This window comes from Paraburkholderia sp. MM5384-R2 (assembly GCF_014201025.1).
Taxonomy (GTDB): Bacteria; Pseudomonadota; Gammaproteobacteria; order Burkholderiales; family Burkholderiaceae; genus Paraburkholderia; species Paraburkholderia tuberum.
Genome location: NZ_JACHDI010000001.1, coordinates 471,473 through 496,930, shown reverse-complemented (window position 1 = coordinate 496,930; position 25,458 = coordinate 471,473). Strand labels below are relative to the sequence as shown.

General features: G+C 65.0%; 32 protein-coding genes, 2 tRNA genes and 1 pseudogene. 15 read left to right on the top strand and 20 right to left on the bottom strand.

The window, feature by feature from the left end:
- Positions 1-2: 2 nt before the first annotated feature.
- The 7 genes from HDG37_RS02430 to HDG37_RS02400 form a co-directional block, all read right to left on the bottom strand.
- Positions 3-662, bottom strand: a complete 660-nt coding sequence (locus HDG37_RS02430) for an amino acid ABC transporter permease (protein ID WP_090804344.1) — start codon at positions 660-662, stop codon at positions 3-5.
- Positions 663-857: 195 nt separating this feature from the next.
- Positions 858-1,652, bottom strand: a complete 795-nt coding sequence (locus HDG37_RS02425; RefSeq protein WP_090805719.1) for a cystine ABC transporter substrate-binding protein — start codon at positions 1,650-1,652, stop codon at positions 858-860.
- Positions 1,653-1,758: 106 nt separating this feature from the next.
- Entirely contained in the window at positions 1,759-2,781 is a 1,023-nt protein-coding gene (locus HDG37_RS02420) for a quinone-dependent dihydroorotate dehydrogenase (RefSeq protein ID WP_184044001.1), read from the bottom strand.
- A gap of 126 nt (positions 2,782-2,907) precedes the next feature.
- Entirely contained in the window at positions 2,908-3,753 is an 846-nt protein-coding gene (locus HDG37_RS02415) for an arginyltransferase (protein WP_184043999.1), read from the bottom strand.
- Between the two features lie 101 nt (positions 3,754-3,854).
- A complete protein-coding gene (gene aat / locus HDG37_RS02410; RefSeq protein ID WP_184043997.1) occupies positions 3,855-4,592 on the bottom strand; it encodes a leucyl/phenylalanyl-tRNA--protein transferase in 738 nt (245 codons plus the stop codon).
- Positions 4,593-4,601: 9 nt separating this feature from the next.
- Positions 4,602-5,147, bottom strand: a complete 546-nt coding sequence (locus HDG37_RS02405) for an NUDIX hydrolase (RefSeq protein ID WP_184043995.1) — start codon at positions 5,145-5,147, stop codon at positions 4,602-4,604.
- Positions 5,148-5,508: 361 nt separating this feature from the next.
- Positions 5,509-5,585, bottom strand: a tRNA-Met gene (locus HDG37_RS02400).
- Positions 5,586-5,808: 223 nt separating this feature from the next.
- Here HDG37_RS02400 and HDG37_RS02395 point away from each other — a divergent pair.
- Both HDG37_RS02395 and HDG37_RS02390 read left to right on the top strand, forming a co-directional pair.
- The gene (locus HDG37_RS02395; protein WP_184043993.1) at positions 5,809-6,306 is read left to right on the top strand and encodes a heme-degrading domain-containing protein; all 498 of its coding nucleotides are present in this window, start codon (positions 5,809-5,811) and stop codon (positions 6,304-6,306) included.
- 4 nt (positions 6,307-6,310) lie between these two features.
- Positions 6,311-6,649 (top strand): multidrug efflux SMR transporter, encoded by a 339-nt coding sequence (locus tag HDG37_RS02390; RefSeq protein ID WP_184043992.1) that lies wholly within the window; start codon positions 6,311-6,313, stop codon positions 6,647-6,649.
- Positions 6,650-6,695: 46 nt separating this feature from the next.
- Here HDG37_RS02390 and HDG37_RS02385 read toward each other — a convergent pair whose 3' ends face one another.
- Positions 6,696-7,085, bottom strand: coding sequence for a hypothetical protein (locus HDG37_RS02385; RefSeq protein ID WP_090805720.1), 390 nt, complete (start codon positions 7,083-7,085; stop codon positions 6,696-6,698).
- A gap of 82 nt (positions 7,086-7,167) precedes the next feature.
- The gene (locus HDG37_RS02380) at positions 7,168-7,359 is read right to left on the bottom strand and encodes a hypothetical protein (protein ID WP_184029291.1); all 192 of its coding nucleotides are present in this window, start codon (positions 7,357-7,359) and stop codon (positions 7,168-7,170) included.
- A 303-nt stretch (positions 7,360-7,662) separates the two neighbouring features.
- Between HDG37_RS02380 and HDG37_RS02375 the strand changes: the two genes are divergently transcribed.
- Together HDG37_RS02375 and HDG37_RS02370 are read left to right on the top strand one after the other, a co-directional pair.
- The gene (locus tag HDG37_RS02375; RefSeq protein ID WP_184043990.1) at positions 7,663-7,950 is read left to right on the top strand and encodes a hypothetical protein; all 288 of its coding nucleotides are present in this window, start codon (positions 7,663-7,665) and stop codon (positions 7,948-7,950) included.
- A 197-nt stretch (positions 7,951-8,147) separates the two neighbouring features.
- Positions 8,148-8,432 (top strand): DUF1488 domain-containing protein, encoded by a 285-nt coding sequence (locus HDG37_RS02370; protein WP_184043988.1) that lies wholly within the window; start codon positions 8,148-8,150, stop codon positions 8,430-8,432.
- A gap of 69 nt (positions 8,433-8,501) precedes the next feature.
- On the opposite strand, the gene HDG37_RS02365 is transcribed toward HDG37_RS02370, so the two are convergent.
- Positions 8,502-9,500, bottom strand: coding sequence for an NAD-dependent epimerase/dehydratase family protein (locus tag HDG37_RS02365; protein WP_184043986.1), 999 nt, complete (start codon positions 9,498-9,500; stop codon positions 8,502-8,504).
- A 144-nt stretch (positions 9,501-9,644) separates the two neighbouring features.
- Here HDG37_RS02365 and HDG37_RS02360 point away from each other — a divergent pair, with 144 nt between their 5' ends.
- Entirely contained in the window at positions 9,645-10,493 is an 849-nt protein-coding gene (locus HDG37_RS02360; protein ID WP_184043984.1) for a TetR/AcrR family transcriptional regulator, read from the top strand.
- A gap of 46 nt (positions 10,494-10,539) precedes the next feature.
- Positions 10,540-11,676 carry an enoyl-CoA hydratase/isomerase family protein gene (locus tag HDG37_RS02355; protein WP_184043982.1) on the top strand — a complete coding sequence of 379 codons (1,137 nt, stop codon included), beginning with the start codon at positions 10,540-10,542 and terminating at the stop codon, positions 11,674-11,676.
- Positions 11,677-11,740: 64 nt separating this feature from the next.
- Here the strand turns inward: HDG37_RS02355 and HDG37_RS02350 are convergent, their stop codons facing one another.
- Together HDG37_RS02350 and HDG37_RS02345 are read right to left on the bottom strand one after the other, a co-directional pair.
- Positions 11,741-12,166 (bottom strand): hypothetical protein, encoded by a 426-nt coding sequence (locus HDG37_RS02350; protein WP_184043980.1) that lies wholly within the window; start codon positions 12,164-12,166, stop codon positions 11,741-11,743.
- 168 nt (positions 12,167-12,334) lie between these two features.
- Complete coding sequence (locus tag HDG37_RS02345) at positions 12,335-12,535, bottom strand: hypothetical protein (protein ID WP_184043978.1); 201 nt, start codon at positions 12,533-12,535, stop codon at positions 12,335-12,337.
- A 226-nt stretch (positions 12,536-12,761) separates the two neighbouring features.
- Here HDG37_RS02345 and ssuD point away from each other — a divergent pair, with 226 nt between their 5' ends.
- The 4 genes and pseudogenes from ssuD (at position 12,762) to HDG37_RS02325 (ending at position 16,136) form a co-directional block, all read left to right on the top strand.
- Positions 12,762-13,922 carry an FMNH2-dependent alkanesulfonate monooxygenase gene (ssuD, locus tag HDG37_RS02340; RefSeq protein ID WP_184043976.1) on the top strand — a complete coding sequence of 387 codons (1,161 nt, stop codon included), beginning with the start codon at positions 12,762-12,764 and terminating at the stop codon, positions 13,920-13,922.
- 74 nt (positions 13,923-13,996) lie between these two features.
- Positions 13,997-14,845, top strand: coding sequence for an aliphatic sulfonate ABC transporter permease SsuC (ssuC, locus tag HDG37_RS02335; protein ID WP_184043974.1), 849 nt, complete (start codon positions 13,997-13,999; stop codon positions 14,843-14,845).
- Positions 14,842-15,862 (top strand): annotated as a pseudogene (locus HDG37_RS02330) (ATP-binding cassette domain-containing protein). The gene ssuC and the pseudogene HDG37_RS02330 overlap by 4 nt, the downstream one beginning before the upstream one ends.
- Positions 15,863-15,920: 58 nt before the next feature.
- A complete protein-coding gene (locus HDG37_RS02325) occupies positions 15,921-16,136 on the top strand; it encodes a molybdopterin-binding protein (RefSeq protein WP_008922916.1) in 216 nt (71 codons plus the stop codon).
- Positions 16,137-16,171: 35 nt separating this feature from the next.
- Here HDG37_RS02325 and HDG37_RS02320 read toward each other — a convergent pair whose 3' ends face one another.
- A complete protein-coding gene (locus tag HDG37_RS02320; protein WP_184043972.1) occupies positions 16,172-16,432 on the bottom strand; it encodes a hypothetical protein in 261 nt (86 codons plus the stop codon).
- A gap of 241 nt (positions 16,433-16,673) precedes the next feature.
- On the opposite strand from HDG37_RS02320, the gene HDG37_RS02315 reads away from it, so the two are divergent.
- Both HDG37_RS02315 and HDG37_RS02310 read left to right on the top strand, forming a co-directional pair.
- Positions 16,674-16,871, top strand: a complete 198-nt coding sequence (locus HDG37_RS02315) for a hypothetical protein (RefSeq protein WP_013089281.1) — start codon at positions 16,674-16,676, stop codon at positions 16,869-16,871.
- A 146-nt stretch (positions 16,872-17,017) separates the two neighbouring features.
- The gene (locus HDG37_RS02310; protein WP_184043970.1) at positions 17,018-17,260 is read left to right on the top strand and encodes a DUF6566 family protein; all 243 of its coding nucleotides are present in this window, start codon (positions 17,018-17,020) and stop codon (positions 17,258-17,260) included.
- A 223-nt stretch (positions 17,261-17,483) separates the two neighbouring features.
- Here HDG37_RS02310 and HDG37_RS02305 read toward each other — a convergent pair whose 3' ends face one another.
- The 4 genes from HDG37_RS02305 to HDG37_RS02290 form a co-directional block, all read right to left on the bottom strand.
- A complete protein-coding gene (locus HDG37_RS02305) occupies positions 17,484-17,753 on the bottom strand; it encodes a hypothetical protein (protein WP_018418204.1) in 270 nt (89 codons plus the stop codon).
- Positions 17,754-18,104: 351 nt separating this feature from the next.
- Positions 18,105-18,180, bottom strand: a tRNA-His gene (locus HDG37_RS02300).
- An 89-nt stretch (positions 18,181-18,269) separates the two neighbouring features.
- Positions 18,270-19,271 carry a tRNA dihydrouridine(20/20a) synthase DusA gene (gene dusA / locus HDG37_RS02295; RefSeq protein WP_184043968.1) on the bottom strand — a complete coding sequence of 334 codons (1,002 nt, stop codon included), beginning with the start codon at positions 19,269-19,271 and terminating at the stop codon, positions 18,270-18,272.
- A 124-nt stretch (positions 19,272-19,395) separates the two neighbouring features.
- Positions 19,396-19,785: a hypothetical protein gene (locus tag HDG37_RS02290; RefSeq protein WP_184043966.1), complete on the bottom strand. Its 390-nt coding sequence runs from the start codon at positions 19,783-19,785 to the stop codon at positions 19,396-19,398.
- Positions 19,786-20,057: 272 nt separating this feature from the next.
- Between HDG37_RS02290 and HDG37_RS38965 the strand changes: the two genes are divergently transcribed.
- Complete coding sequence (locus HDG37_RS38965) at positions 20,058-20,348, top strand: sulfotransferase (RefSeq protein WP_311540873.1); 291 nt, start codon at positions 20,058-20,060, stop codon at positions 20,346-20,348.
- A gap of 287 nt (positions 20,349-20,635) precedes the next feature.
- Here HDG37_RS38965 and HDG37_RS02280 read toward each other — a convergent pair whose 3' ends face one another.
- Positions 20,636-20,881, bottom strand: coding sequence for a hypothetical protein (locus HDG37_RS02280; protein WP_018418199.1), 246 nt, complete (start codon positions 20,879-20,881; stop codon positions 20,636-20,638).
- A 247-nt stretch (positions 20,882-21,128) separates the two neighbouring features.
- Positions 21,129-21,356: a DUF3820 family protein gene (locus HDG37_RS02275; protein ID WP_184043964.1), complete on the bottom strand. Its 228-nt coding sequence runs from the start codon at positions 21,354-21,356 to the stop codon at positions 21,129-21,131.
- A 168-nt stretch (positions 21,357-21,524) separates the two neighbouring features.
- Here HDG37_RS02275 and HDG37_RS02270 point away from each other — a divergent pair, with 168 nt between their 5' ends.
- On the top strand, positions 21,525-22,577 hold the full coding sequence (locus HDG37_RS02270; RefSeq protein WP_184029240.1) for an NADP(H)-dependent aldo-keto reductase: 1,053 nt from the start codon (positions 21,525-21,527) through the stop codon (positions 22,575-22,577).
- A 104-nt stretch (positions 22,578-22,681) separates the two neighbouring features.
- Here HDG37_RS02270 and HDG37_RS02265 read toward each other — a convergent pair whose 3' ends face one another.
- Complete coding sequence (locus HDG37_RS02265; protein WP_184043962.1) at positions 22,682-24,106, bottom strand: M20 family metallopeptidase; 1,425 nt, start codon at positions 24,104-24,106, stop codon at positions 22,682-22,684.
- Positions 24,107-24,361: 255 nt separating this feature from the next.
- On the opposite strand from HDG37_RS02265, the gene HDG37_RS02260 reads away from it, so the two are divergent.
- On the top strand, positions 24,362-25,345 hold the full coding sequence (locus HDG37_RS02260) for a LysR family transcriptional regulator (RefSeq protein ID WP_184043960.1): 984 nt from the start codon (positions 24,362-24,364) through the stop codon (positions 25,343-25,345).
- Positions 25,346-25,458 lie beyond the last annotated feature (113 nt).

The following is a 25,458-nucleotide window of genomic DNA, read 5'->3' as shown; positions in this document are numbered from 1 at the left end:
GCTCAGTGCCGCGTCGGCAGCGACAGCCGCCGCTCGTACCAGCGCTGCGCCCACTCGAGCACCTGACACAGCACCCAGTACACGGCCGCGGCCGCAAGATAAAGAGGCAGCGGCTGGTAGGTCGACGCGATGATTTCCTGCGCGCTGCGCAGCAACTCGGTCACCGTGATGACGGACACGAGCGAGGTGTCCTTGATCAGGCTGATCAGGCTGTTCGACAGACTCGGCACCGCGATGCGCAGCGCCTGCGGCGCGATCACGTAGCGCAGCGTCTGACGCCGCGACAGCCCGAGGCTGTACGAGGCGAGCCACTGGCCCTGGTGGATGCCCAGAATCGCGCCGCGCATGCTCTCGGACAGATACGCGGCGACGTTCGCCGACAGCGCGATCACGCCGGCCGGCGTCGGATCGAGCGAAATGCCGAAGCTCGGCAGACCGTAATAAATCACGAAGATCTGCACGAGCAGCGGCGTGCCGCGCATCACGCTCACATAGACGCGCGCGATCCAGTTCAGCGGACGGCTGTGGCTGATACCCATCAGCGCGAGCATGGCGCCGCCGATCAGGCCGAAGATCATCGACAGGATCGCGAACTTGATCGTCAGCAGCGCGCCTTGTGCGAGCACCGGCACCGATTGGAGCAGCAGGGATGTGATGGACATGGGCAGTGTTCTTATTGACGCACAAAGCGCACATCATAAACTTTGGCGCGCACTCAGGCGCGGGCCGCGCGATGCGGCTTGGGGTATACGCGGCGCGCGGTTCGGCTCCCGCGGCTCCCGCAGCTCGCGTGGGCCGCAAAAAGCGCGAAGGGCGGCATCGTGATCGATGCCGCCCTTCGTTCGACTCCACGCGTGTTACTTGATCGGCTTGCTGACGTCGATGCCGAACCACTTGTCCGAGATCTTCGTGAAGGTGCCGTCCGCTTCGAGCTGGGTCATTGCGTCGTCGATCGCCTGCGCGAACTTCGGGTTGCCCTTTCTGAACGGAATGCCCGACGGGTTGCCCGGGCCGACGTTCGCGCCGGTGCGCAGCGGCAGGTTCGAGTTCTTCAGCAGGTACGCGAGCATCAGACGGTCGTTCAGCGCCGCGTCGAGCCGGCCGGCGGCCAGATCACGCAGGTATTCGGGTGCGCCCGGGTAGGTCTTCACGTCGATGCCCGGCACTGCCTTCGCCATGTCCATGTAGTTCGTGCCGAGACCGACGCCGAGCTTCTTGCCCTTCAGGTCTTCGAGCGAGGTGAACTGGCGCGTGTCGTTCTTGCGCTGGATCAGTTGCGCCGCCGAGTACGTGTACGCCGGGGAGAAGTCGAGCGTCTGCTTGCGCGCGTCGGTGATGCCGACCTGGTTGACGATCACATCGAACTTGCCCGCCTGCAGACCGGCGATGATGCCGCTCCACTCGGTCGTGACGAACTCGGGCTTCACGCCGAGCCTGGCCGCGACCGCCTTGGCGATGTCGACGTCATAGCCGACCAGCTCGCCCGACGGCGCTTTCGAGTTGAACGGCGGGAAGGTGCCTTCGAGACCGATACGCAGCGTGCCGCGCTGCTTGACCTGGTCGAGCAGGTCTTCCGCATGCGCGGTAACGGCACTCAGCGACGCGCCGATCAGCGCGGTGGCGAGGAGCTTCTTCAACAGGCCGAATTTCATCGTGTTCCTTTGTACGTCTGATGTTTTGACGGTCGAGAGCATAGCAAACGAGCCTATCGCAACCTAAATACCGTTTGTTTATGTCTATATGCGGCGGCGCGGATGCCTAGCGCAACGCCTGCGCGCATTCGGCGACGAGCGCCGGACCGCGGTAGATGAAACCAGTATAAAGCTGCACCAGCGACGCGCCGGCCGCGAGCTTCGCGCGCGCATCGTCGCCCGAGAAAATGCCGCCGACGCCGATGATCGGCACGGCCTCGCCGACTTCGGCGCGCAGCTTGCGGATCACCTCGTTCGACGCGTCGAACACCGGCTTGCCCGACAGGCCGCCGGCTTCGTCAGCATGCCGCATGCCGGCGACGGCGGTGCGCGACAGCGTAGTGTTGGTCGCGATGACGCCTTCGAATTTGTGGCGCAGCAAGGTGTCGGCGATCGACTTGACCTGCTCGTCGTCGAGGTCGGGCGCGATCTTCAGCGCGAGCGGCACGAGCTTGCCGTGCATGTCGGCGAGTCTTTGCTGCTTGTCCTTCAGCGCGGCGAGCAGCGCGTCGAGTTCGTCGGCGCCCTGCAGCTGGCGCAGGTTCTTCGTATTCGGCGACGAGATGTTGACCGTCACGTAGCTCGCGAACGGGTACACGCGCTCGAGGCAGTACAGATAGTCTTCAGCGGCGCGCTCGATCGGCGTGTCGGCGTTCTTGCCGATATTAAGACCGAGGATGCCGCGATAGCGCGCGGCCTGGACGTTCTTCACGAACTGGTCGACGCCGGCGTTGTTAAAGCCCATCCGGTTGATCACCGCGTTCGCCTGCGGCAGCCGGAACATGCGCGGACGCGGATTGCCCGGCTGCGCGCGCGGCGTCACGGTGCCCACTTCGATGAAGCCGAAGCCGAGCGCCGCCAGACCGTCGATGCACGCGCCGTCTTTGTCGAGGCCCGCCGCGAGTCCGACCGGGTTGCGGAACGTCAGGCCCATCAGGGTGCGCGGCGAATCCGGCACGCGCGACGCGAGCGCGCCGGCGAGGCCGGTGCGACCGGCGGCGCCGAGCATGCGCAAAGTCAGATGGTGAGCGTCTTCCGCGTCCATGCGAAAGAGTTGGGCGCGAACGAGCGGATAAAGGGAGCTGAGCACGGGATGAAGCCGGACGGCCGGAAAATGGGAACCCGCTATTTTACCGGCTTTGGGCTCCGATGAGACTGATGGGGCGTTGCCGGCGACGAGCAGGACCCGGCAACGACTCGACGGACGGCGCCTCGACTACGGCCTGAGCGGCCCGCGTCGTCCATGCATCGAGAAATCGACCGGGGGCAGGTCGATGCTGGCCGGATCGAGCACGCGCCACGCGCCGTCGATCAAGCCTTCGAGCGGCCGGAAATTCGCCTTGTACGCCATTTTCGGGCTTTCGCGAATCCAGTAGCCGAGATACACGTACGGCAGGTTCAGGCTGCGCGCCTGCTCGATCTGCCAGAAGATGTTGTAGGTGCCGAAGCTCGCGTGCGGCAGGCTCGGCTCGAAGAACGTGTACACCGACGACAACCCGTCGCCGAGGATATCGATCATGCTGATCATGCGCAGCGCGCCCCGCGCGTCAGGTGGCCCGTCAGGTCGCCCATCGGGCTGCAGCGGCGCTGGCTCACGAAACTCGACGAGCCGCGAGTTGATCCGGCTTTGCAGCAGGAACTGCTCGTACTGGTCGCGGCTGTCGCGATCCATGCCGCCGCCCGCGTGGCGCGCCGACTGGTAGCGCATATACAGCGCGTAATGCTCCTCGTCGTAGTGCAGCGGCGCGACGGTCGCGATCAGGTCGCCGTGCTTTCTCCATACACGCCGCTGCGTGCGGTTCGGCTGAAAACGCTCGACCGGCACGCGCACCGGCACGCACGCGCGGCAGCCGTCGCAATACGGGCGATACGTGAACACGCCCGAGCGCCGGAAGCCCGCCTTGACGAGGTCGGTGTAGACGTCCGAATTGATCAGGTGACTGGGTGTGGCGACCTGCGAGCGCGCAATGCGGCCGTCCAGGTAACTGCAGGGATAGGGAGCCGTTGCATAAAATTGCAGCGCGGAAAGCGGAGAAAGAGGCAGCTCGTTGGGATGAGTCACGTTGGCAGCTCTCGAAGCGTCTCTGGTAATGCAAACCCGGCACGCCCGGCGGTTGATGCCGCTATTCGATGGGCGGCGGACCGGATTCGGCCTGATTTTTCCTACGCCGCCCGCGCGAGGATGTCGAGCAGGGCGGTCTTGTCGAAGCGCCACGGGATGGCCGGCGCGCCGACAGACGCGCGAACATGCGCGACAAACGCCTTGCGCGCTATCTCGCGGCCGCCGAGCGACGCCAGATGCGACGTGTTCTGCTGGCAGTCTATCATTTCTATTTCGTGACGTCGCAAGTGGCCGACCAGCGCGGCCAGCGCCATTTTCGAGCCGTCGGTGACGTCGGTGTACATCGATTCGCCGAAGAACATCCGCCCGAGCGACACGCCATACAATCCCGCTACACGCTTGCCCCCGAGCCAGGTTTCGATGCTGTGCGCGTCGCCCAGGCGGTGCAGCGACGAATAGGCTTCGACGACGTCGGCGGTGATCCACGTGCCGCGCTGACCGTGGCGCGGCGCCTGCGCGCAGGCGCGCATCACGGCGGCGAAATCGTGATCGACGCGGATTTCCCACGCGTCGTCGCGCAACACGCGCTTGAGCGTCTTGCGCAGCGATGGCGACACCTTGAACTCGGCGGGGCGCAGGATCATGCGCGGATCGGGGCTCCACCACAACACCGGCTGGCCGTCCGAATACCAGGGGAAGATGCCGCGCCGATACGCGTCGATGAGGCGCGACGGCAGCAGATCGCCGCTTGCCGCCAGCAGACCGGGCGCGCCGCTCGCGGCGCCGAGCGCGCGCTCGACGGGCGGAAACGGGTCGTCAGCTCCGAGCCAGGGAACCATGCGCGCCGCTCAGCCTTCGCGCAGGGAGCGGAAGATGTCGCCGGTATGCAGGCCGAAACTGCCGGCCGCGCGGTCGGCGAAAAAAAAGCGCAGCGTCTGGCCGACGGTCGGAAACGCGATCTCGTCCCACGGAATCTCGTACTCCTCGAACAGCTTCACTTCGAGGCTTTCCTCGCCGGCGACGACGTCGAGATCGAGCAGCCGCGCCATGTAGAACAGATGCACCTGATGCACGTGCGGCACATTCAGCAGCGAAAACAGGTTCTGCACCTCGACGCGGGCGCCGGCTTCCTCGAGCGTTTCGCGCGAGGCGGCTTCGGCCGTCGTTTCTCCCATTTCCATGAAGCCGGCGGGCAGTGTCCAGTAACCGTAGCGCGGCTCGATCGCGCGACGGCATAGCAGCACCTTGTCGTCCCACACGGGAACGGTGCCGACCACGTTACGCGGATTCTGATAATGCACGGTGCCGCAACTGCCGCATACGAAGCGCTCGCGATTGTCGCCCGGCGGAATGCTCAGACTGACGCCGTGGCCGCAGACAGAACAGAATTTCATTGGAAAGGGGACGAGAAAGGGTGATAGGAGTTTATCACCGGGGCGGGGGATTACTGAGGAGCCGACAGGGGCTGCGCGAGACGACGTCCAAGGCGGCGAGCACCGTCGTGTCTGACATTGATTGACAGTCGATTTTTAGATGCGCTGATAGCATCGGTCCTGATGGTTGCGATGGAGGCCACCGCGTCCACCGCAGTCATCTTTTCTCTCTTGTACATTGCCTCGTAGCTTGGCGCGTCATTCAGTTGACGCGCTTTTTTTTCGCCTGAGGGTGGGGCGGTCAAGGGGATCGCCAGACCAAGGCCACAAAAACAAAAAAGGGTTACACGCCAATGCGTTGTAACCCTTCAATGATTTCGGTTGGTTGCGGGGGTAGGATTTGAACCTACGACCTTCGGGTTATGAGCCCGACGAGCTGCCAGACTGCTCCACCCCGCGTCCGTCGAAGAAAAGATTATAGACCAGCCAGACGGCCAGCGCAATAGCCATGTAAGAATTGGCTTCATTGCGCTTCGCTCTGCCCGCGCGACGTCGCCTATCGGAAAGGCTCTGGAAAGCCGTGCGCGGACGCTGCGCTAGAATTCAGATTCTCCACGCGGCTCGCCGGATCTTCACGACGGCGGCCCCTTTGACTCTGATGCCCCGACCCGTTCTGAACCCCATGGATATCGCTCACGACCTGCAGGTCATCGCCATTCAGGAAAAGACCCTCGTGTTTCCCCGCTTCGATGCCGACCGCGCGTGGCAAGTCGGCGCGTATCTGCACGAAGTCGCGAAAGCGCGCGGCATTGCCGCTGCGATCGACGTGCGCACGTTCGGCCAGCCGCTATTCTTCAGCCTGCTCGACGGCGCGACGCCCGACAACGTCGACTGGGCGCGCCGCAAGGGCAACACCGTCGCGCAATTTCGCCGTAGCTCGTACGCGATCGGTCTGAAAATGCAGCTCGCGGGCGCGACGCTCGCCGACAAGCACGGACTGCCGGCCACCGAGTACGCATCGCACGGCGGCGCGTTTCCGCTGGCGGTGGAAGGGGCGGGCGTGATCGGTTCGATCACGGTGTCCGGTCTGCCGCAGCGCGCCGATCATGAACTCGTGGTCGAAGCGCTGTGCGCGCATCTCGGTCACGACTACGGCAAGCTCGCGCTCGCGAAAAACTGACGCGATGCGCGTACCCCCGTATGCGCTGCTCGCGATCGCGATCGTCGCCGAAGTGATCGCGACTTCCGCGATGCGGGCCTCGGACGGCTTTTCACGCCTGCTGCCGTCGATGGTCGTCGTGCTCGGCTACGGCATCGCGTTCTATTGCCTGTCGTTGACGCTCCGAAGCATTCCAGTCGGCGTCGTCTACGCGATCTGGTCCGGCGCGGGCATCGTGCTGATCACGCTGGTCGCGCTAGTGCTGTACCGGCAGGTACCCGACGTGCCGGCGATCATCGGGCTGGGATTGATCGTCGCTGGCGTCGCGGTGTTGAATCTCTTCTCGAAGATGCAGGCGCATTGAGCGCCCGCGCCAGCCGCCGCGATTGCCGCCAGGCACGTAAATCGGCTTACTTGCAGCGCACGATCATCGAGCGGCCCTTCACGTTCGCCGACGCCACGTTCGTGACGCTGCCGCCGGCGGTGCCGCCTTCGTCGTTGTCTTTCGAGACGATGTCGTAGCCGGTCGCGCCGCAGGCCTTACCCGCTTGCACGTAGCACGAGGCCCAACTCGAGCCGGCGTCGGCGCCGCTGCAGTTGACCGCGAAGCCGGTCTGGCCGTTGGGCAGATTGATCAGCGTGGTCGTGTTCGACGACGCGCAGCCGCCCAGTCCCGCGGCGAGCAGCAGCGCGGCGGGCAAGGCGGCCGACAGCGACGCGCGACGCACGAGGGCAAGCGCGGCGCTGGATCGGAGGCGGTGGAATCGGCCGGCGCGTCGCGGTTGCGTCGTGAATTGCATCGTGTTGTGTCCTTTCGTTCAGATAGAGGGGGTCTGCCGGGTCGGGTCGGTCGCTGTGGAGCGCGAGGGCGCGCGTCACGGCTCAGGTCATTTCGACCGTGATGCCCGCCGCGTTGAGGAGCCGCCGGGCTTCCGCGCCTTCTTCAGTGGCTGCGTCTTCCCAGATGCCGATCGCTTTCGGGATGTCGATGCCGTGACTTTCGGCGTACTCGAACCAGCGGTTCGCCGCATCCGGCTCGGGCAGTTCATGATCCTGCAGAAAATATTTTCCCATATTGCGCTCGCTGGCCTCGAAATGGCGTCGTAACAGGTACCGTGCGACAGCATGGAGCATGCCGGTATGGACCGTTCGACCAGCGCGCGCGGCTGAAGTGCGGCGCGGCTCTTTGGCGCGGCTCTTTTGGCGCGGCGCGGGGGGCGCGTCTCGCGAGCAGAACTTATCGCGCTGCAACGCGCCTTATCGTTATGGGACGGGCCGCCCGCACACACCCAGTGCAGCGGCGCGCCGCATGCTGAAGCAATAGGGCGGCGCCGTTGCGACTGGCGCCAGCTCTGCAACCGCAACAGGAGGACGAAGATGGCTGAACGGGTCAGTGGCCCTTATCGCGGCTATTACATCAGCGCCGCCGCGCGCCTCGTGCCAGGGGGCAGCACGTCGGGCCCGTCGGGCGACGCGCACACCAAAGCGGACGGTACCTACGTCGGCACGGTCAGCCTCGCCGAGCTCGGCCCGGACGATCCGCACCGGATGGAAACGCTGCTCGAGCTCGGCGACCGGCAACGCTTCGACAGTGAAGAAGTGGCGCTCGCGTTCGTCGAACGGGCGGCCCGCGAGTATGTCGACCGATTGCTGGATGGGCCGTGAGCGTGTCGGCGATTTCCGTGCAAAGGGCCCGCCGATGGGCTCGCCAAGGCAGCGCGCGATGCCCTGAATCAGGCCCCCGCGTGCGCTGGACCGTGATCCGGCGGCGCGAGTACCATAGCGGGACTTGCGAGGATCGGCGGCGCGCAGGGCCTTCCGTGCGAGCTACGTTCCCGCCGCCAACTTCTGACGAGGCGACCATGAAAATCCGTTTTCCCGAAGACGCGCCTGCTTACCGCGACTCCAACCTGACCGTCGTGTTTTCCGCGCTGGTGGACGGTGAGCCGGTGCCGTGCGCGATCTCGGTGGAAGCGCTCGAGGATCATTTCGGCGCTTACAGCGAGAACCTCGACGGCTGGTTGCGCGCGTTCGATGCGGGCCGGCCGCGCATCGAGGCCGTTGCGCGTGAGCATCTGCAGATGAGTAACGGCACACCCGTGCTGCTCAAGAGTGGCCACTTTCCGCCGGGGCAGATGGCAGGCTAAGCGGACCTGCCTACGGACCGTCGGTGCCAGAGGCCGGGTGCAGGTCCATCTCTGCGGTTTTCACTTCACCTACGCATCGCCAACGCCTTGCCGCTGATTCATGTCGCGTGCCGGCACCACCTCGCGCGCCGCTTCGAAGCACCGCCTGATCCCTTCCTGATACGACGTCTTCCTGAGCGGCCCGATCAACGTCGCCAGCGCCGAATCATCGAGCACGACCGGCTCGGTCATCAGATAGTTCATCTCGACCAACTCGCGCATCAGCGGATTGAATAGCCCGAGCACGCGCAGCATGCCCTTGCCGGCCACCATCAGCTTCGGCCCGGAGCCCGCGAGCGCGTAGGCCTCGCGAGCCACCTCGCGCTGCGTGATCGTGCCGGCGCCCGCGAGATGCCACCAGCGGCCGTAGGCTTCGGGCGTGCGCGTGAGTCGTTCGACCACGGGACCGACATCCGGCAGATAGATGAATTCGTGCGGTACGTCGACGGGACCGAGCAGCTGCGCGCGCTTGCCGGTAGCGGCGCCAACGAAGACACCGTGCAACAGGCTGCGCTCGACCCCCGGTCCGTAGAAATCGGGCAGTCGCAATACCAGCGTTTCGAGACCTTTCTGGCCATGCGCGGCCAGCACGAGCTTTTCCTGTTCAAGCCGCATGCGGCCCTTGAACGTGTGCGGCTCGCGCGGATGATCTTCCCGGACCGGGTTGCCGCGCGCGCGGCCATACGGATACACGGTGCCGATCAGAATGAAGCGCTCGACACCGGCGGCCGTCACGCCAGCCAGCGTTTTCTCCATCAACGGCGGGTGCTGCGCGAACTGGTCGTAGGGCACGCCGACGAGGTAGATCACGGTCTGCAGACCGGCGGCCGCGGCGCGGATCGAGGCGGGGTCGTCGGGGTTCCAGGTGACGATCTCCGCGTGCGGGTCGTCTCCGAAAGTCCGTTGCAATACCTCGCGCGAGCGGCCGACCACCCGGTAATCGCGGCCCGCCGCGCCAAGCGCCGTCGCGATGCTTTGACCCGCAGCGCCCGCTGCACCGAATAAACCGACCTTTCCCGTGGCTTGCATGACGACTCCCTCAGATGGCGCCGCGACATCGTCGCGCGCTCGTGGCTGCTCGATTTGACAGGTGAAAATGTACTGAACATCGTTCAGTAAACGATGTTCAGTTTAAATTGACTTTTCAGTTTGTCAATCTGAAAATTGCGAGTCATGGGAATCGCCGAACGAAAAAACCGCCAGAAGCAGGCACTGCGCGAACGCATCCTCGATGCCGCGCGGCGCATCGTCGTGGGCGAGGGCTTTGCCGCGCTGTCGATGCGCAAGATCGCTGACGCGATCGAATATTCGCCCGCCACGTTGTATCTGCATTTCGCGAGTCGCGACGACATCGCGCGGGCCTTGTGCGCCGAAGGCTACGCGCAGTTGCTCGCGACCTTCGTGCCGCTCGTGCAGATCGCGGATCCCGCCGAACGGCTGAAGGCGCTCGGGCGCGCGTACGTCGCGTTTGGCGTCGAGCATCCTGAAACGTACCGGCTGATTTTCATGGAGGACCCGAGCTATACCGGCGCGGCGCTCAGGGGCGGGGTTGGCACTGGCAAACACGACGGCAACACGGGCGACAAAAGCGCGAACGCCGGGACCGGTGGTTCGACCGCCTCCCTGGGCAACGCCGCCGGCGGCGTTGCCGACGACGACCCCGACGAGGCCGCGCTGCACATCATGATCGACGCGCTCGACGAATTGCGAGCAGCGGGGCGTCTGTCGGCGTCGGTCGCATCGATGGAGCCCGCCATCTGGGCCGAGGCGTTGTGGGCGAGTCTGCATGGCATCGTCGCGCTGAATCTCACGTGCCCGGTGTTTCCGAGCGCGCCGCTCGAGACGCTCGTCGGCGTAACACTCGACGCATGGCTCGGTGTGCCGCAGGCCGTGGCGGCGGGCGCATCGAACAGCGCCGCAGTCCGCGGCAAGAAAACCGTCGCGCGGCGCCACGCCAAGTCGGCCGGCTCCACGGACCCGGCCCCCGAACTCCCCACCAAACGCAAAGCGGCAGGCCCGTGATAACGTTCGGTTCCACCTCATGCCGCGCCGCCGCGCCCAGTTCTCCATGTCCACGTCCGCCTTGCCCGCCACTAGCGACGAAATCGCGACCCACGTAGCCAACCGCATCGGTCTCATCGAACTGGAGCGGCCGAAAGCGCTGAACGCGCTGTCGACCGGCATGATCCGCGCGATCCACGCGGCGCTCGACCAGTGGCGCGAGGACCCCGAGGTGCTGGCCGTCGTCGTGCGCAGCCGGCACGAGCGCGCGTTCTGCGCGGGCGGCGACATCCGCTTCATGTACGAAGCGGCGCAAACCGGCGACCAGGAGGCGCGCGATACGTTCTTCAGCGAGGAATACCGGCTCAATCACGCGATCTTCGTGTATCCGAAGCCGTATATCGCGTTGATGAACGGCATCGTGATGGGCGGCGGCGTGGGCATTTCGCAGGGCGCACATCGCACCGGCGGCCTGCGCGTCGTCACGCAATCAACGAAGATGGCGATGCCCGAAACCCGTATCGGCCTCTTTCCGGATGTCGGCGCGAGCTGGTTTCTCGCGCGCACGCTTGGCGCGATCGGCCGCTATCTGGCGGTGACCGGCGAGACGATCGGCGCGGCCGACGCGCTGTACGCGGGCCTCGCCGATGCCTACATCGACGACGCGGGGTTGCCCGCGCTCGTCGATAGGTTGAGCCGCGAACCGTTCGACCGCGGTGCTGATGTGGTTGCGTGCGTCGAGCGCGAGACGCTCGCGTATCAGGTCGCGCCGCGGCCCGAGGAGAGCGCGCTCGCGAAGGCGCGGACGTTGATCGACCGGCATTTCGCGCTGCCCGACGTCGCGCGGATACTCAAGTCGCTCGAACAGGAACGCGAGCGCGGTGGCGACACGGCGGAGTGGGCCGAGCAGACGATCGCGGTGCTGCGCGAGCGCTCGCCGCTGTCGATGGCGGTCTCGCTCGAAGTGGTCACGCGCGCGGAAGGGTCGATGGCCGACGTGCTGCGCACTGATCTCGATCTGACACGCTCGAGCTTTCTGCGCGGCGATACGGTGGAAGGCATTCGCGCACGCATCATCGATAAGGACAACGCGCCGCGCTGGCGTTTCGCGCGCATCGAGGACGTCAACCGGGCCGATGTGGAGCAGATGTTCGACAGCCCGTGGCCGGCGAACGAGCACCCGCTGGGCGCTCTGCGCGGCTGAACGCGCGGCCTCTCGAACCCGTCCGCGCGAATCTACGCGTTGCGCGAATTCATGTTCGCCGCGCTTATTCCTCTGCCTCGCTCGCCATGAACGCGCGCATGAACACGAGCGCACCCCAGCCCCACATCGCGTTCGCCGTGAAGCCCACCGCGAGGCGCGGCAGCATGTTGCCGCTCGGCCAGATGCCGCGCAGCGGATCGACGACGAACACGCTCGCCGCCGTCAGCACGATGCCGCCGAACACGAACGCGGGTGCCCACGGCGCGCGCCGATGCGGCGCGACGCGCAGCAGCCAGGCCATCAGCACGGCCCAGCACGCGCTCCAGATTGCGTTCGCGATGAACTCAGGCAGGCCGAGCGGCAAAAACGGCGCGGTCGAAAAACCGCTGGGGTCGATCATGCCGGCAGCGTGCATCAGCGCCAGCGTCGATTCGCGAAAGAACAAAGAAGCCAGAAAGCCGGCGACGAACGGCAGAATAATTTTTTGCATGCATGGCACCGGCAACGTACAGGCGACGCGAATCGCAAGACCTGTACCGGGTGATTGGAAACGAGCGCCATTATATCGACCGGGGTTGGGCGGCCGGGGCCGCGTGTATAAAGCGCAACAACCGTATGCGGTAGAACCGGGCTAATCGCGAAAGCGCAAATCCTAAGCTCAAAAAAATCGTTCAAAAGCCGCGGACCGCTCCATAGACTGGTTCCTCATGCAGACGGCTCGGGTGTCGCCGTCGTCCGATAAATCGAGCGCATCACGCGCACGTTGGTCGAGGAAAGCCGTCGCAATGTCGAGCCTCACGCCGAATCTCCGTTCACGCGCACGTTGGTCGAGGAAAGCCGTCGCAATGTCGAGCCTCACGCCGAATCTCCGTTGTCGCAGGGCCCGCGCGCGGTCGTGTTCGCGGTGTCGTCCGCCAGGCGCACAGCCTTCATCGATTTGACGCAGTTGCCGATGGCCTGAGTCCATCGTCCGTTTCTCAATCCTTCAACGCGCCGCAGCGCCTTGCCGGTTGCCGGCTCGATGCGCGCGGCCGGCGCTCGCGCTCACCGTTTTCATTACGTCAGGAAAAGGCAGGAGTAACAACATGAATGTGTTCTGGTTCATTCCGACTCACGGCGACAGCCGCTATCTCGGTACGTCCCAAGGCGCACGCGCAGCCGACTACGACTACTTCCGGCAGATCGCCGTCGCCGCCGACACGCTCGGCTACGAGGGCGTGCTGCTGCCGACCGGCCGCTCGTGCGAGGACGCCTGGGTCGTCGCGTCGAGCCTGATTGCCGTGACGCAGCGGCTGAAGTTCCTCGTCGCGATTCGCCCGGGGCTGTCGTCGCCGGGACTCGCCGCGCGTATGGCGGCGACGTTCGACCGGCTCTCGAACGGGCGTTTGTTGATCAACGTGGTGACGGGCGGCGACGCGGCCGAACTGGCCGGCGACGGCGTGTTCGTCGATCACGACACGCGCTACGAAATCACCGACGAATTCCTGCATATCTGGCGCAAGCTGCTCGCCGCGTCGCACAGCAACGAAGCGATCGATTTCGACGGCAAGCATTTGCGGTCGAAGGGCGGCAAGGCGCTATATCCGCCGGTGCAAAACCCGCATCCGCCGCTGTGGTTCGGCGGCTCGTCGGCGGCCGCGCACGATATCGCGGCCGAGCACATCGACACCTATCTGACGTGGGGCGAGCCGCCCGAAGCGGTCGCGAAGAAGATCGCCGACATTCGCGCACGCGCCGCGGCGCGCGGCCGGCAGATCCGCTTCGGGATCCGGCTGCACGTGATCGTGCGCGAGACCGAGGAGGAAGCGTGGGCCGCGGCCGACAAGCTGATCAGCAAGCTCGACGACGACACGGTCGCGCGTGCGCAGGCGTCGTTCGCGAAGATGGATTCGGAAGGGCAGCGCCGTATGGCCGCGCTGCACGGCGGCAAGCGCGGCGGGCGCGAGCAGCTCGAGATCTATCCGAACCTGTGGGCGGGCGTGGGGCTCGTGCGCGGCGGCGCGGGCACCGCGCTGGTCGGCAGTCCGGAGCAGGTGGCCGCGCGTATGAAGGAGTACGCGGCGCTCGGCATCGAGACGTTCATCCTGTCGGGCTATCCGCATCTCGAGGAATCCTACCGCTTCGCCGAACTCGTGTTTCCGCTGCTGCCGCAACGCTTCAGCAAGGTTGCCAACGGGCCGTTGTCGGGGCCGTTCGGCGAAATCGTCGGCACCAGCTATCTGCCGAAGGCGGCGAGCGCGAGTTGAGCGCGCGCATAGCATGGGTCGCGCTGCTTGCGCGACACGCGCACGACGATCGACAGGCAAGGAGAAAAGCCAACATGAGTGACATCACTTTGAGCGCGGGAACGGCGGTAACCCAGCAGCCCGCGTCCACGGCGCGCGCTGCCGCGCTGCGCCGTTTCGGCGCGCACCTGCTGCCGTGGCTCGCGCCGATCGCGATCCTGCTCGCGTGGGAAATCGCCGCGCGCAGCGGTGCTCTTTCGACGCGCGTGCTGCCCGAGCCGCTCGCGGTCGTGAAGGCCGCATGGTCGCTGATCCAGTCCGGCGAAATGTGGGCCGACGTGAAGGTCAGCACCTGGCGCGCGGTGTCGGGCTTCGCGATCGGCGGCGGCATCGGTCTGGTGCTCGGACTCGCGACGGGTCTCTTCAAACCCGCGGAAATCGTGCTCGATTCGACCGTACAGATGATCCGCAACATTCCCGCGCTCGCGATGATTCCGCTCGTGATCCTGTGGTTCGGCATCGAGGAGCAAGCGAAGGTGTTCCTCGTCGCGCTCGGCGTGTTCTTCCCGGTCTATGTGAACACGTTTCACGGCATCCGTTCGGTCGACGCGAACCTGACCGAGATGGCGCGAAGCTATGGCGTCAAAGGTTTCGCACTGTACCGCCACGTGATTCTGCCGGGTGCGCTGCCGTCGATTCTGGTCGGCGTGCGTTTCGCGCTCGGTCTGATGTGGGTCACGCTGATCGTCGCCGAGACCATTTCCGCGCAATCGGGCATCGGCTACATGACGATGAACGCGCGCGAATTCCTGCAAACCGATGTGGTCGTGGTCGGCATTCTGCTGTACGCGGCGCTCGGCAAACTCGCGGACATGCTCGCGAAGAGCCTCGAGCGCGTGTCGCTGCGCTGGCATCCGGCCTATCAGCGAGGAGCAAAAGTATGAGCGCAACGACGCTATCGACGACGTTCGGCGGCATCGCGGGCAGCGATCTCGAGACCGAACTCGCGCAGCCGCGGCTCGCGGACCACGACGCGAACGAGGCTGCGCTGGTTGAGCGGGACGGGGCGGGCGGGACTCATCACGGCTCGCAAGCCGGCTTGCAACCCGCCACCGCCCTGGCCCGCAGCGACGCGCGCCCCGCGAGCGACTACGCGGTGCAATCGCGCGGCGTCGGCAAGCGCTATGGCGAGCGCGAGGTGCTGTCGGGCTTCGATCTGTCGATCGAGCGGGGCAGCTTCGTCGCGATCGTCGGCCGCAGCGGTTGCGGCAAGTCGACCTTGCTGCGGCTCGTCGCGGGTCTCGAAGAAGCCAGCTCGGGCGTGCTCGAAAAGCGCGCCGGCAACGGCGGTCCGCTCGACACCCGCATCATGTTTCAGGATGCGCGTCTGCTGCCGTGGAAAAGCGTGCTGCAAAACGTGATGCTCGGCCTCGGCCGCGGCGCGCGCGACGATGCACGCGCGGTGCTCGCCGAAGTCGGCCTGCTCGAACGCGCGAACGACTGGCCCGCGCAACTATCGGGCGGTCAGCGGCAGCGCGTCGCGCTCGCGCGGGCGCTCGTGCATCGTCCGCAATTGCTGCTGCTCGACGAGCCGCTCGGCGCGCTCGATGCGTTGACGCGCATCGAAATGCACGCGCTGATCGAAAGGCTGTGGTGCGAGCATCGCTTCACCGCGCTGCTCGTCACGCACGACGTGCACGAAGCCGTCGCGCTCGGCGACCGGATTCTGCTGATCGAGGAAGGCCGCATCGCGCTCGATCAGCCGGTCGCGCTCGCACGTCCGCGCGCGCGGGCGTCGGCGGGCTTCGCCGCACTCGAAGACCACGTGCTGCAACGCGTGCTGAACAACGCGCCGAACGACGACACGCTGGCGCATCGCGCGTATCAGGCCCTATGACCCGTATGGCTTGCCCGAACCCGGCCGTCTCACGCGGCCGACCGAAGTGCGCTGGGCCGTCTGAGTTTTCCTGGCAAATCGATCCGATTCCGTTATCAACTGCTTCTGTGGAGTGATCTGAAATGAGCATTTCCGCCATCAACGTGCGCAATCAGTTCAAAGGCAAGGTCAAGGAAATCATCCGCGGCTCGGTGGTGTCCGAGGTCGACGTAGAGACGCCGTTCGGCATCGTCACGTCGGTGATCACGACGCGCTCGGTCGACGAACTCGAACTGAAAGTCGGCTCGGAGGTGGTCGCGCTCGTGAAGTCGACCGAGGTGTCGATCGCGCGGCTTTGATGACGCTCCGCCAATGCGAGCGGCGTGCGCAGCGGCTATTTCGCGTTTGCGCCGCTTGCGGGCGGCTCGTGCGACATGTGGTCGTTGGTTGGCTTCGCCGGTCGCTTGATCGGCATGTTGTCCGGGTTGCTCGAACCGCCGGCGCCCGAGGCCGCCTCGGGCCGTTTGGCCATCGGCGCATGGCTGTCCGGCGGCGCGCTGGGCGCCGTCTGCGCGACGGCGCTCGCGCCGCTCGCGAAGAGCGCCGCCAGCGCGGCGGCGGTGGCCGTCAACGTGGCCCAATTGCCTCGCTTCATGTCGTTCTCCTTCGATGTCGCGTGCCGTCTGCAGACACGCGGCTGTGTGCACGATTAGCTAGTAGCAGGCCGCGTTCCGGGGCCGCTGCTGGCGCGTTGAGGCGTGCTCCTGACGGTCACGCCGGTTTCAGACGCCAATTGCCAGGCTCGACGCTCCGGGGAGCGGGCTCGTCAGGCGCGCACACCTGCATCCGCCGATGAAACTTGCTACGATGAATTGAGCATTCCGACGGAGACGGCCATGTCGAAGTCCTTGAGTCCTGAAGCGGTCGAAGCGTTGCGGCGTCTGAACGACGTCGGCGTCGGACAGACGGCGCCCGAAGTCGCGCAGTCCGTTGCGGCGGAGTTGCTGGCATGCGACCTGGTTGCCGAAGCGGGCAGCGGTGGGGTCGAAATCAACTGCAACGGCCGGCAGTATCTTTCCGGCGATTGCAACTGATCCGCTGATCGGCGGCCGGCCGCACGGCCGGTGTGTAGAGCGAGGCGGCGCGTCGCGGCTGAGTCGCGAGCAGGTGATTGGCCAGCGCGACGCCAGCGGACGCGCGCGTCCGCCTACCCGCGATCAGCGAAACCACGGAGATGAGCATGGAGCCGAAGGGCGTCGACATGGGCGACTATCAGGCGCGCTATGGCGACTACGACATCGAGGTGGCGGTGGAACAGGTACTGACCGGCGTCAAGGCGCATTTCCGGGTGCTGCGCGACGATTCGACGGTGGTCGGCTGGCAGCTCGTGCATATCGATAGCTTGTGGTCCACCGAGCATGCGGCCGCCGAGGCGGCTTTTCGCGCGGCGCGCGAATTGATCGATGCGGGGCTGGCGAGTTAGACGCGGATAGCCGCGTCGCGACGGAAGGGGACGCCCTGTTCGGATGAGGCAAGGAAGCGGCAGGCGCACGAGACAACGGTTGCAAACCGAACGCTACCCGGGCAACGTACCGGGTACCACGGCTGCCGTAAATGCAACTGGGCGCCGGCATCGATACTGCATGCGCGGCGCCCAGTTTGATCGCTGCCTCAGAGGCAGCGGATCTGACGGTACTGCTGGCGGCTTAGTGGCCGAAGAACACCGATTGCGGACCCGACGTGGGTTCGCTGCGCGTGCCCGATTGCGTCGACACGCTATTCACGCCGCCGTATGCATTCGATTGCGCGTTGGCGCGTTCAGCAGCGACGGTCTGCGCGTTCTGGCCTTGTTGCGAAGCCGGCGCGCCAACCGACGGACGGTAGTACGGTGCCGGACCATAGCCGCTGGCAAAAGCGGGAGCGGCGATAGAGGCAGAAGCGGCAACCAGCAGGGCGGCGATAAACTTGGTCTTCATGGTAGGACTCCGATAACGTTTCGACTGCATTTCAGGAAGATGTTGCAGGAGCCAGTGAACCAGGTGTCTGCAACGTCGATGGAAGCCAGTGTATACCCCTACTATTGAAAATTTGTGCCGATAATCTGAAATTACTATTCCCGACGAAGAAACAATCGTTCAGACGTACGCGCCGCAAGGCGGACCGGTGATCCGGCCCTGTTGGCCAAGCGGTTTTTGAGAGGCGGGAGAAGGCGGGAAGGAGTGATTGCGGGGCGGAAAACCGCACAGACATCGTGGAAAATGCAGAAGGCCGTCAGCAAAACAAAAACGGCGTTGTGATTGCTCACAACGCCGTTTGCTTGAATTCTTTGGGGTGGCTGATGGGACTCGAACCCACGACGACAGGAATCACAATCCTGGACTCTACCAACTGAGCTACAGCCACCACTAACATCCGCTTGACATGCTCTAAAAACCTGTCTCGCCGACGAAGAAACGAGATTATAGGGACTAGATAGTGGTTTGCCTAGTCCTTTATTCAAAAATTTCGATGGGCTCGCGCAGATGCTGTCTTGCTTCGTCGAAGATGGTCAGATCACGGGCCGCAAGTCGCTTGCTGTCGGACAAAACTCGACGCCAACCACGCGCACCCGCTTCGCCGCGATACAGCCCAAGCGCATGACGCATGATCGCGCCGAGATAGGTGCCGCGCGCCATTTCGGTCGCGCAATACTCGATCAGTTTCGCTTCGACCTGCTCGCGCGTCAGCGGCGCCTGCGCGGAGCCGTAGAAGCGCGCGTCGACATCGGCGAGCAGGTAGGGGTTGTGATAGGCCTCGCGCCCGAGCATCACGCCGTCGACGTGCTGAAGATGCGCGTCGACTTCGTCGAGCGTCTTGATACCGCCATTGATGACGATTTCCAGCTGCGGAAAATCGCGCTTCAACTGATACGCGTAGTCGTACTTGAGCGGCGGAATCTCGCGGTTTTCCTTCGGGCTCAGGCCCTTCAGGATCGCGTTGCGCGCATGAACGATAAAGACCTCACAGCCGGCTTGCGCGATCGTGCCGACAAAATCGCGGACGAAGCCGTATTCCTCGACCGTATCGACGCCGATGCGGTGCTTGACCGTGACTGGCACCGATACGACGTCGCGCATCGCCTTCACGCAATCGGCGACGAGTTGCGGCTCGTTCATCAGGCATGCGCCGAACGCGCCGCGTTGCACGCGCTCGGATGGGCAGCCGCAATTCAGGTTGATTTCGTCATAGCCCCATTGCTCGCCGAGCTTGGCCGAACGCGCGAGATCGTCGGGCTCGCTGCCGCCGAGTTGCAGCGCGACTGGCGCTTCGTCGGGCGTGAATGCGAGATGACGCGGCACGTCGCCGTGCAGCAGCGCGCCGGTCGTCACCATTTCCGTGTAAAGCCAGGTATGGCGCGAAATCATTCGATGCAGCGAGCGGCAATGACGATCCGTCCAATCCATCATCGGGGCAACGGACACGCGGCGGGGGCTGGGAGTGCTAGGTAAAGACATGGAGCGGCCAGGCGGCTTGAATCAAAACAATAATTTTACCGCAAGGCCAGAAACCGCCGGGCGCGCTGGAGCCATATCGCGACAGAGGCGGCCACCGGTTCGTCAATGGCTCAATCTCAATGCCTCAATGCCCATGCCCATGTCCCCCCATCCCGCCACCACTGCTCCATGAGCTGCCGCCGCCGTGCATGCCGCCGTATCCGCCACCGTGCCATCCGCCGTCCCCGCCATGCCAGCCGCCGTGCCCGCCGTGCCCGCCGTGCCCGCCGTGCCCGCCACCGCCATGCCATCCGCCGCGCCCGTGCCAATACCCATGTCCGTAATAGCAGCACGACCCTCCGAAACCGCCATAGATACCAACCGAGCCGTACGCCGGGCCGTAGTAAGGCGGTCCATAGGCGTAGGGATAGTAGGGTTGCGCATAGCCGTAGTCCGCTGGCGGCGCGACGACGCATCCAGTGATGCTCGCTGCCGCGGCCGCCAGCAGCGTCATCGATGCAATGAGCCTGGTCACGATTTTCTCCTTCACGTAAACCTCAGAAAAACCGCGCGCAACGGAGTTCAGCCGCGTTTGTGTCCGAGCGTTACCGGCGCCGGCGCGGCGGTGCGCGCTCGGGGCTTCGACCACGCGAGCCGTTGCCGCGACGCTCGACCGTTTCGCCAATCTTCTCGCGCATTACCGAGCGGCGTTGCGGTAACACTTCGTTAATAATCTGATACGTTACTGAAGGGCGTGGCTGCTAACTTCCATCGGACGATTCGTCGTTTAAGTCGGAAACGATTCGCGTGCCCGCCCCGTTCGATCATCTGCTCAAAGGCAACGTGCTGTATCGCGAGAGCACGCGCGACAACGAGGCGGAATCGCTTGGCGCGCTCGCGCGCTTTGCCGACAAATACCCGTTCAACTTCATCAACGTTGGCCTCATTCATCTCGCGCTGCCGAACGCGCGCATCAATCATGGCCGCCGCTCGCCATCGCAGACCTGTCTATCGATTTTCTCGCGCATTTTTACGACGTGTCGTTCGGCTGCCACCTCGGCGAGCTGGGCCGCTGTCAGCGCGCGTACGATGCGTTGATAACGCACTGGCGGCGCGTTCTACACGCGGGCGTGATGATCGAGATCGAGCACGAGGAGCTGGTCGACGCTTGCGAGGCGAACGTGCGTCGCATGCTCGCGCACTGCGGGGCTCGAGTGAGACGAACGTTGCCTCGCTCGCGAGACGATGCGGCGTGTCAGTACCGCGAGTTCCGCACAGATGCGCCGACCGTTGTATCGAACGTCGATGCGGCGCTGGCAGCCGCGAGGCGAATTGCGTGAACCGCTATGGGAAGGTCTCGGACCCCACCTGACGGCGGTCGACGCTCAACGCGCGATCACCGACACGTGATGCAGCCACGGGTACACGCCGGCAATGAACGCCGCGTAGATGGCGGCCATCGTTACGCCGGCGGCCGTGCCCCAGATGTCGCGCGAGGCCGCGCCCTGGCGAAAATGCACAGGCAGTCCGACCACGACGTAGCCGATCACGAAGAACAGGATGACCGCGCGCACCGGCGACAGATCGTGGCCGATGAATTCGAGCAACGCCGACAGGCTGAATTGCGACATGGACATGCAGGGAGTCACGAAGGCGGGGGATCGCACGGCGCCGGAACACATCGATATTGTTCAGCGAATGACGACTGATCCGCTTCACTCGCGACGTTTCACAGCGCGACGACCTATGCCGATTAAAGGCCACGCAAGCGCGATCCGCAAGAAAAAACCTGTATGAATTTGTACTGTCCTACATTGCTTGCAGTTTGCCTGCGCCGCGACTTTCAGCCGGCCTGGCAACGCTTTCACGGCCACGGTCTCAACGCTCCAGGGGCTTCGGTTTGCGCAAGGGGTCGAGCAGCGGTTTCAAGCCGTTGTGATCGATCTCGTGCATCAACGCGAGCAGACGGCCAATCTCGCCGGGCGGAAAGCCCTGGCTCGCGAACCAGTTCAGATAGTGGCCGGGCAGGTCGGCGATCACGCGGCCTTTAAATTTCCCGTAGGGCATCACGCGCGTGACCAGCAATTCGAGGTGTTCGTGATTCATGGCAACGAAGTCATGATGAAACGCGCGTCGAGAACGCAAAGCGCGCAACGCGCAAGCACCAGGCGGCGCGCTGCAACGCATGGCCCCGCATTCTAGCCTTGCTGCAGGTAATGCGTCGGCGTGGTAACGTCTGCGCTTTCCGTTCACCTCTTCAACAGGACAAGTTAGATGGAATACCGCAGACTCGGCGACTCCGACGTGCAGGTTAGCCTGATTGGTCTCGGCACGATGACGTGGGGCGAGCAGAACACCGAGCAGGAAGCGCACGCGCAGATCGACTACGCGCTCGATCACGGCGTGAACCTGATCGACACCGCGGAAATGTATCCGGTGCCGCCGCGCGCCGAAACGCAGGGCTCGACGGAGCGCTACATCGGCACGTGGCTCGCGCAGCACAAGAGCGCGCGCGAGAAGATCGTGCTCGCCACCAAGATCGCGGGCCCCGCGCGTCAGCCGCACAATCCGCGTCATATTCGCGGCGAGGGCAACCAGTTCGATCGCAAGAACCTGACCGAGGCGCTCAACGACAGCCTCGAACGTCTGCAAACGGACTACGTCGATCTGTATCAGCTGCACTGGCCCGATCGCAGCACGATGACGTTCGGCCGTCCGTCGTATCCGTGGGTCGACGACGCGTACACGGTGCCGATCGAAGAAACGCTGACGGTACTCGCCGAATTCGTGAAGGCTGGCAAGGTGCGCCATATCGGCGTGTCGAACGAAACGCCGTGGGGCGTCGCGCAGTTTCTGCGCGCGGCCGAAAGACTCGGCTTGCCGCGCATCGTCAGCATCCAGAATCCGTACAGCCTGTTGAACCGCACGTACGAAGTGGGTCTGTCCGAGTACGCGCATCGCGACAACATCGGTCTGCTCGCGTATTCACCGCTCGCGTTCGGCTGGCTGTCGGGCAAGTACGAAGGCGGCGCGCGTCCTGCCGGCGCGCGCATCACGCTGTTCGAGCGCTTCCAGCGCTATAGCAAGCCGCAAGCCGTGCAGGCGACCACGCGTTACGTCGAGCTCGCGAAGCGCCACGGCATGACCCCCGCGCAATTCGCGCTCGCGTTCGTCAATAGCCGGCCGTTCGTGACCAGCAATCTGATCGGCGCGACCTCGCTCGAACAATTGAAGGAAAACATCGCCAGCGCGGACGTGAAGCTGTCGCCGGAAGTGCTGGCGGAAATCGACAGGCTGCACGAGCTGCAGCCGAATCCGGCGCCTTGATGTCGAGGTAAGCGCGACGCGCTTGCCGCGGTGGCCCCGGTCGATTGCCGGGGCGGCCGCGCAAGGCGCAGCGAATCAAGTGAATCACTCGGCGTCGGCCGAACTCAACCCGCGGCCTTTGCCGTATCCACCGTCTCGCGCTTCGCCGCAAGCGGCGAATTCTCGCCGAGATCCCAGAACAGTCCCGCCATCATCTGCAGGCCCTCGCGCACCACCGGTGCTAGAAGGTGCTCGTTCGGCGCATGCTGCGAGCAGGCCGGATAGGAATGCGGCACCCAGATCGTCGGCAGACCGAGCGTGTCGGCGAATACCTCGTTGGGCAGCGTGCCGCCGAGATTCGGCAGCAGCGCGGTCTTCTTGCCGGTGGTCGCTTCGAGCGACGCGATCGCCCACCTGACCCACGGATCGTCGGGATCCAGCCGCGTGGCCGGCGCGCCGCGTTCGACGTCGATTTCGACCAGCTGAAAACCGTGCGCATCGAGATGCGCGCGCAGATGCTTGCCGAGGTTTTCCCAATCGGTGCCGACCACGAAACGCAACTGGCAGACCGCGAACGCCGACGGCGGAATCGCGTTGACCGGGTTCTCCGGATTACCCGCCTTGAAGGCCAGCACTTCGAAGCTGTTCCAGCCGAACACGCGCTCGGGCGCGGAAAGACCCGGCTCGCCCCAGTTGTCATCGACGGTGGGGTCGCCCGGACCGTTGCCCACCGTGAGGTCGGCAAGTGCGCGGCGCACGGCCTCGGGGATCGGCGGCGGACGCAGGCCGTCGACTGCGATCACGCCGCGCGCATCGACGAGACTCGCGAGCGCGTTGGCGAGCACCGTCGCGGGATTGCGCAGCAAGCCGCCCCAGTTGCCCGAGTGATGCGCGCCGTCGCGCAGGTTCAGCGACAGCCTGAAATTGACCGCGCCGCGCGAGCCGAGAAACACGGTCGGACGACGCGCTGCGAGACGCGGACCGTCGGAGGCGATCAGCACGTCGGCGGCGAGTTCGTCGCGATGCGCATGGCAGATCGCGTCGAGCCCCGGTGAGCCGGTTTCCTCACCCATCTCGATCAACAGCTTCGTGTTGAAGCCGAGCTTGCCGTCGCGCGCGGCGAGCGTGCTCGCGAGCGCGGCGAGGTTGATCGAGTGCTGGCCTTTGTTGTCGGCGGTGCCGCGACCGAACCAGCGCTCGCCTTCCACGGTCACCGCCCACGGCGTCAGCGGCGCGCGCCACTGGCTGTCGTAGCCGCGCACGACGTCGCCGTGGCCGTAGATCAGCACGGTCGGCAGATGATCGCCTTCGTGACGGTTGGCGATCAGGAACGGACCGAAGCCATCGACCGGGTTATCGACGATGCGCGTGCTGAAGCCGAGGCGCTCCGCTTCGGGCTGGATTTCGTCGGTCAGATAGGACAGCAGCAGTGCGCCGCGATCGCTTTCCTGGCTTTCGGTGCGAAAACCGACGCGACGGTTCAGATCGGCGAGAAAAGCGCCGGATTCGAAGTGCCGGGTGGCAAGCTCGATGGCCTGGTTGCGGCTCATGTCGATGTCTCCGATGCGGGGGACGGGTGAAGGGGCGGAGGGCCGCGAGGCTCGATGGCTCGATGCTCGGCGCGGCGTTCAGGCGAATCGCCTGCAACGTGATTGCGATCGATTCTAGAAGGGCGCCATTTTTGTCACAATGATCATGTTTCGAAGCTTGCCTTGCCGGAAAAGCAAAGCGTCGCGCGTCGGCGCGAACCGCGGCACCCGCCCACCCAGGGCACCGTTGCAACTGATTCGATCGAGGCGTCCAGGATGGCACGTTCACTGCATGGCATCGCGTTGCGTTATTTCGTCGAAGTCGCGCGCGGCGGCTCGCTGAGCGACGCGTCCGAGCGGCTGCACGTCGCGGTATCGGCGATCAGCCGGCAAATCGTGCGGCTCGAAAGCGAGCTCGGCGTGACGCTGTTCGAGCGGCGTCCGCGCGGCATGACGCTGTCCGAGGCCGGTGAGCGGCTGCTTGCGTACGCGCAACGCAGCCTGCTCGAAGCCGAGCACGTGATGAAAGAGATTAGCGGCCTCGCGAGCTTGCACGGCAGCCGGATCAAGATCGCGACCGCCGAGGGTTTTGCGGTCGACTTCCTGCCCGCCGCGATTGCGGGTTTCCGCGCCGAGCACCCCGGCATCGATTTCACGCTGACCGTGATGTCGCCGGCCGACGCCACTCGCCACGTGCGCGACGGCGACGTCGATATCGCGCTGTCGTTCAGCCTCGCGCCGGAGAAGGGCGTGAAGGTCGAGCACACCGAACGCGCGCCGGTGTTCGTGCTGCTGCGCGCCGATCATCCCCTTGCGGCGCGCGCGAAACTGTCGCTCGCCGAGGTGAGTCGCTATCCGCTCGTGTTGTCGGAGACGGGCACCACGATTCGCCAGTTGATCGACATCACGTGCGCGCTCGAAGGCATCCTCCTCGAGCCGGATCTGATCTGCAACAACAGCGGCGCGAGTTATCGCTACGCGCAGCGGTCCGGAGCGATCATGTTCACGGGGCTGCTGTCGGTGCGCGACCGCTATGCCGGCGACGGCTTCGTCGTGATTCCGCTCACCGACCCGCAGATGCGCCAGCGCAGCATCCAGGTGCAGACGATGGCGGGGCGCGAGTTGCCCCCGTCGGTGCGCACGTTTCGCGACCATCTGATCGCGCGGATCGCGGATGCGAAGCCGGCTGGGGCACAGGCTTCGAAGGTCACCGGTGGACGCGGTAAACGTACGCCGCGGCGCCCGCGAGCCGATGCATGAAATGCGACACATGCCACGCACCAAGCGGCAAATGTTCTCCCGGAATCCGAATCACGACCTAAACTGTGGTGGACGGCAAGGACGGCCCTGAGAAAACGACCCTGATGGTGCGC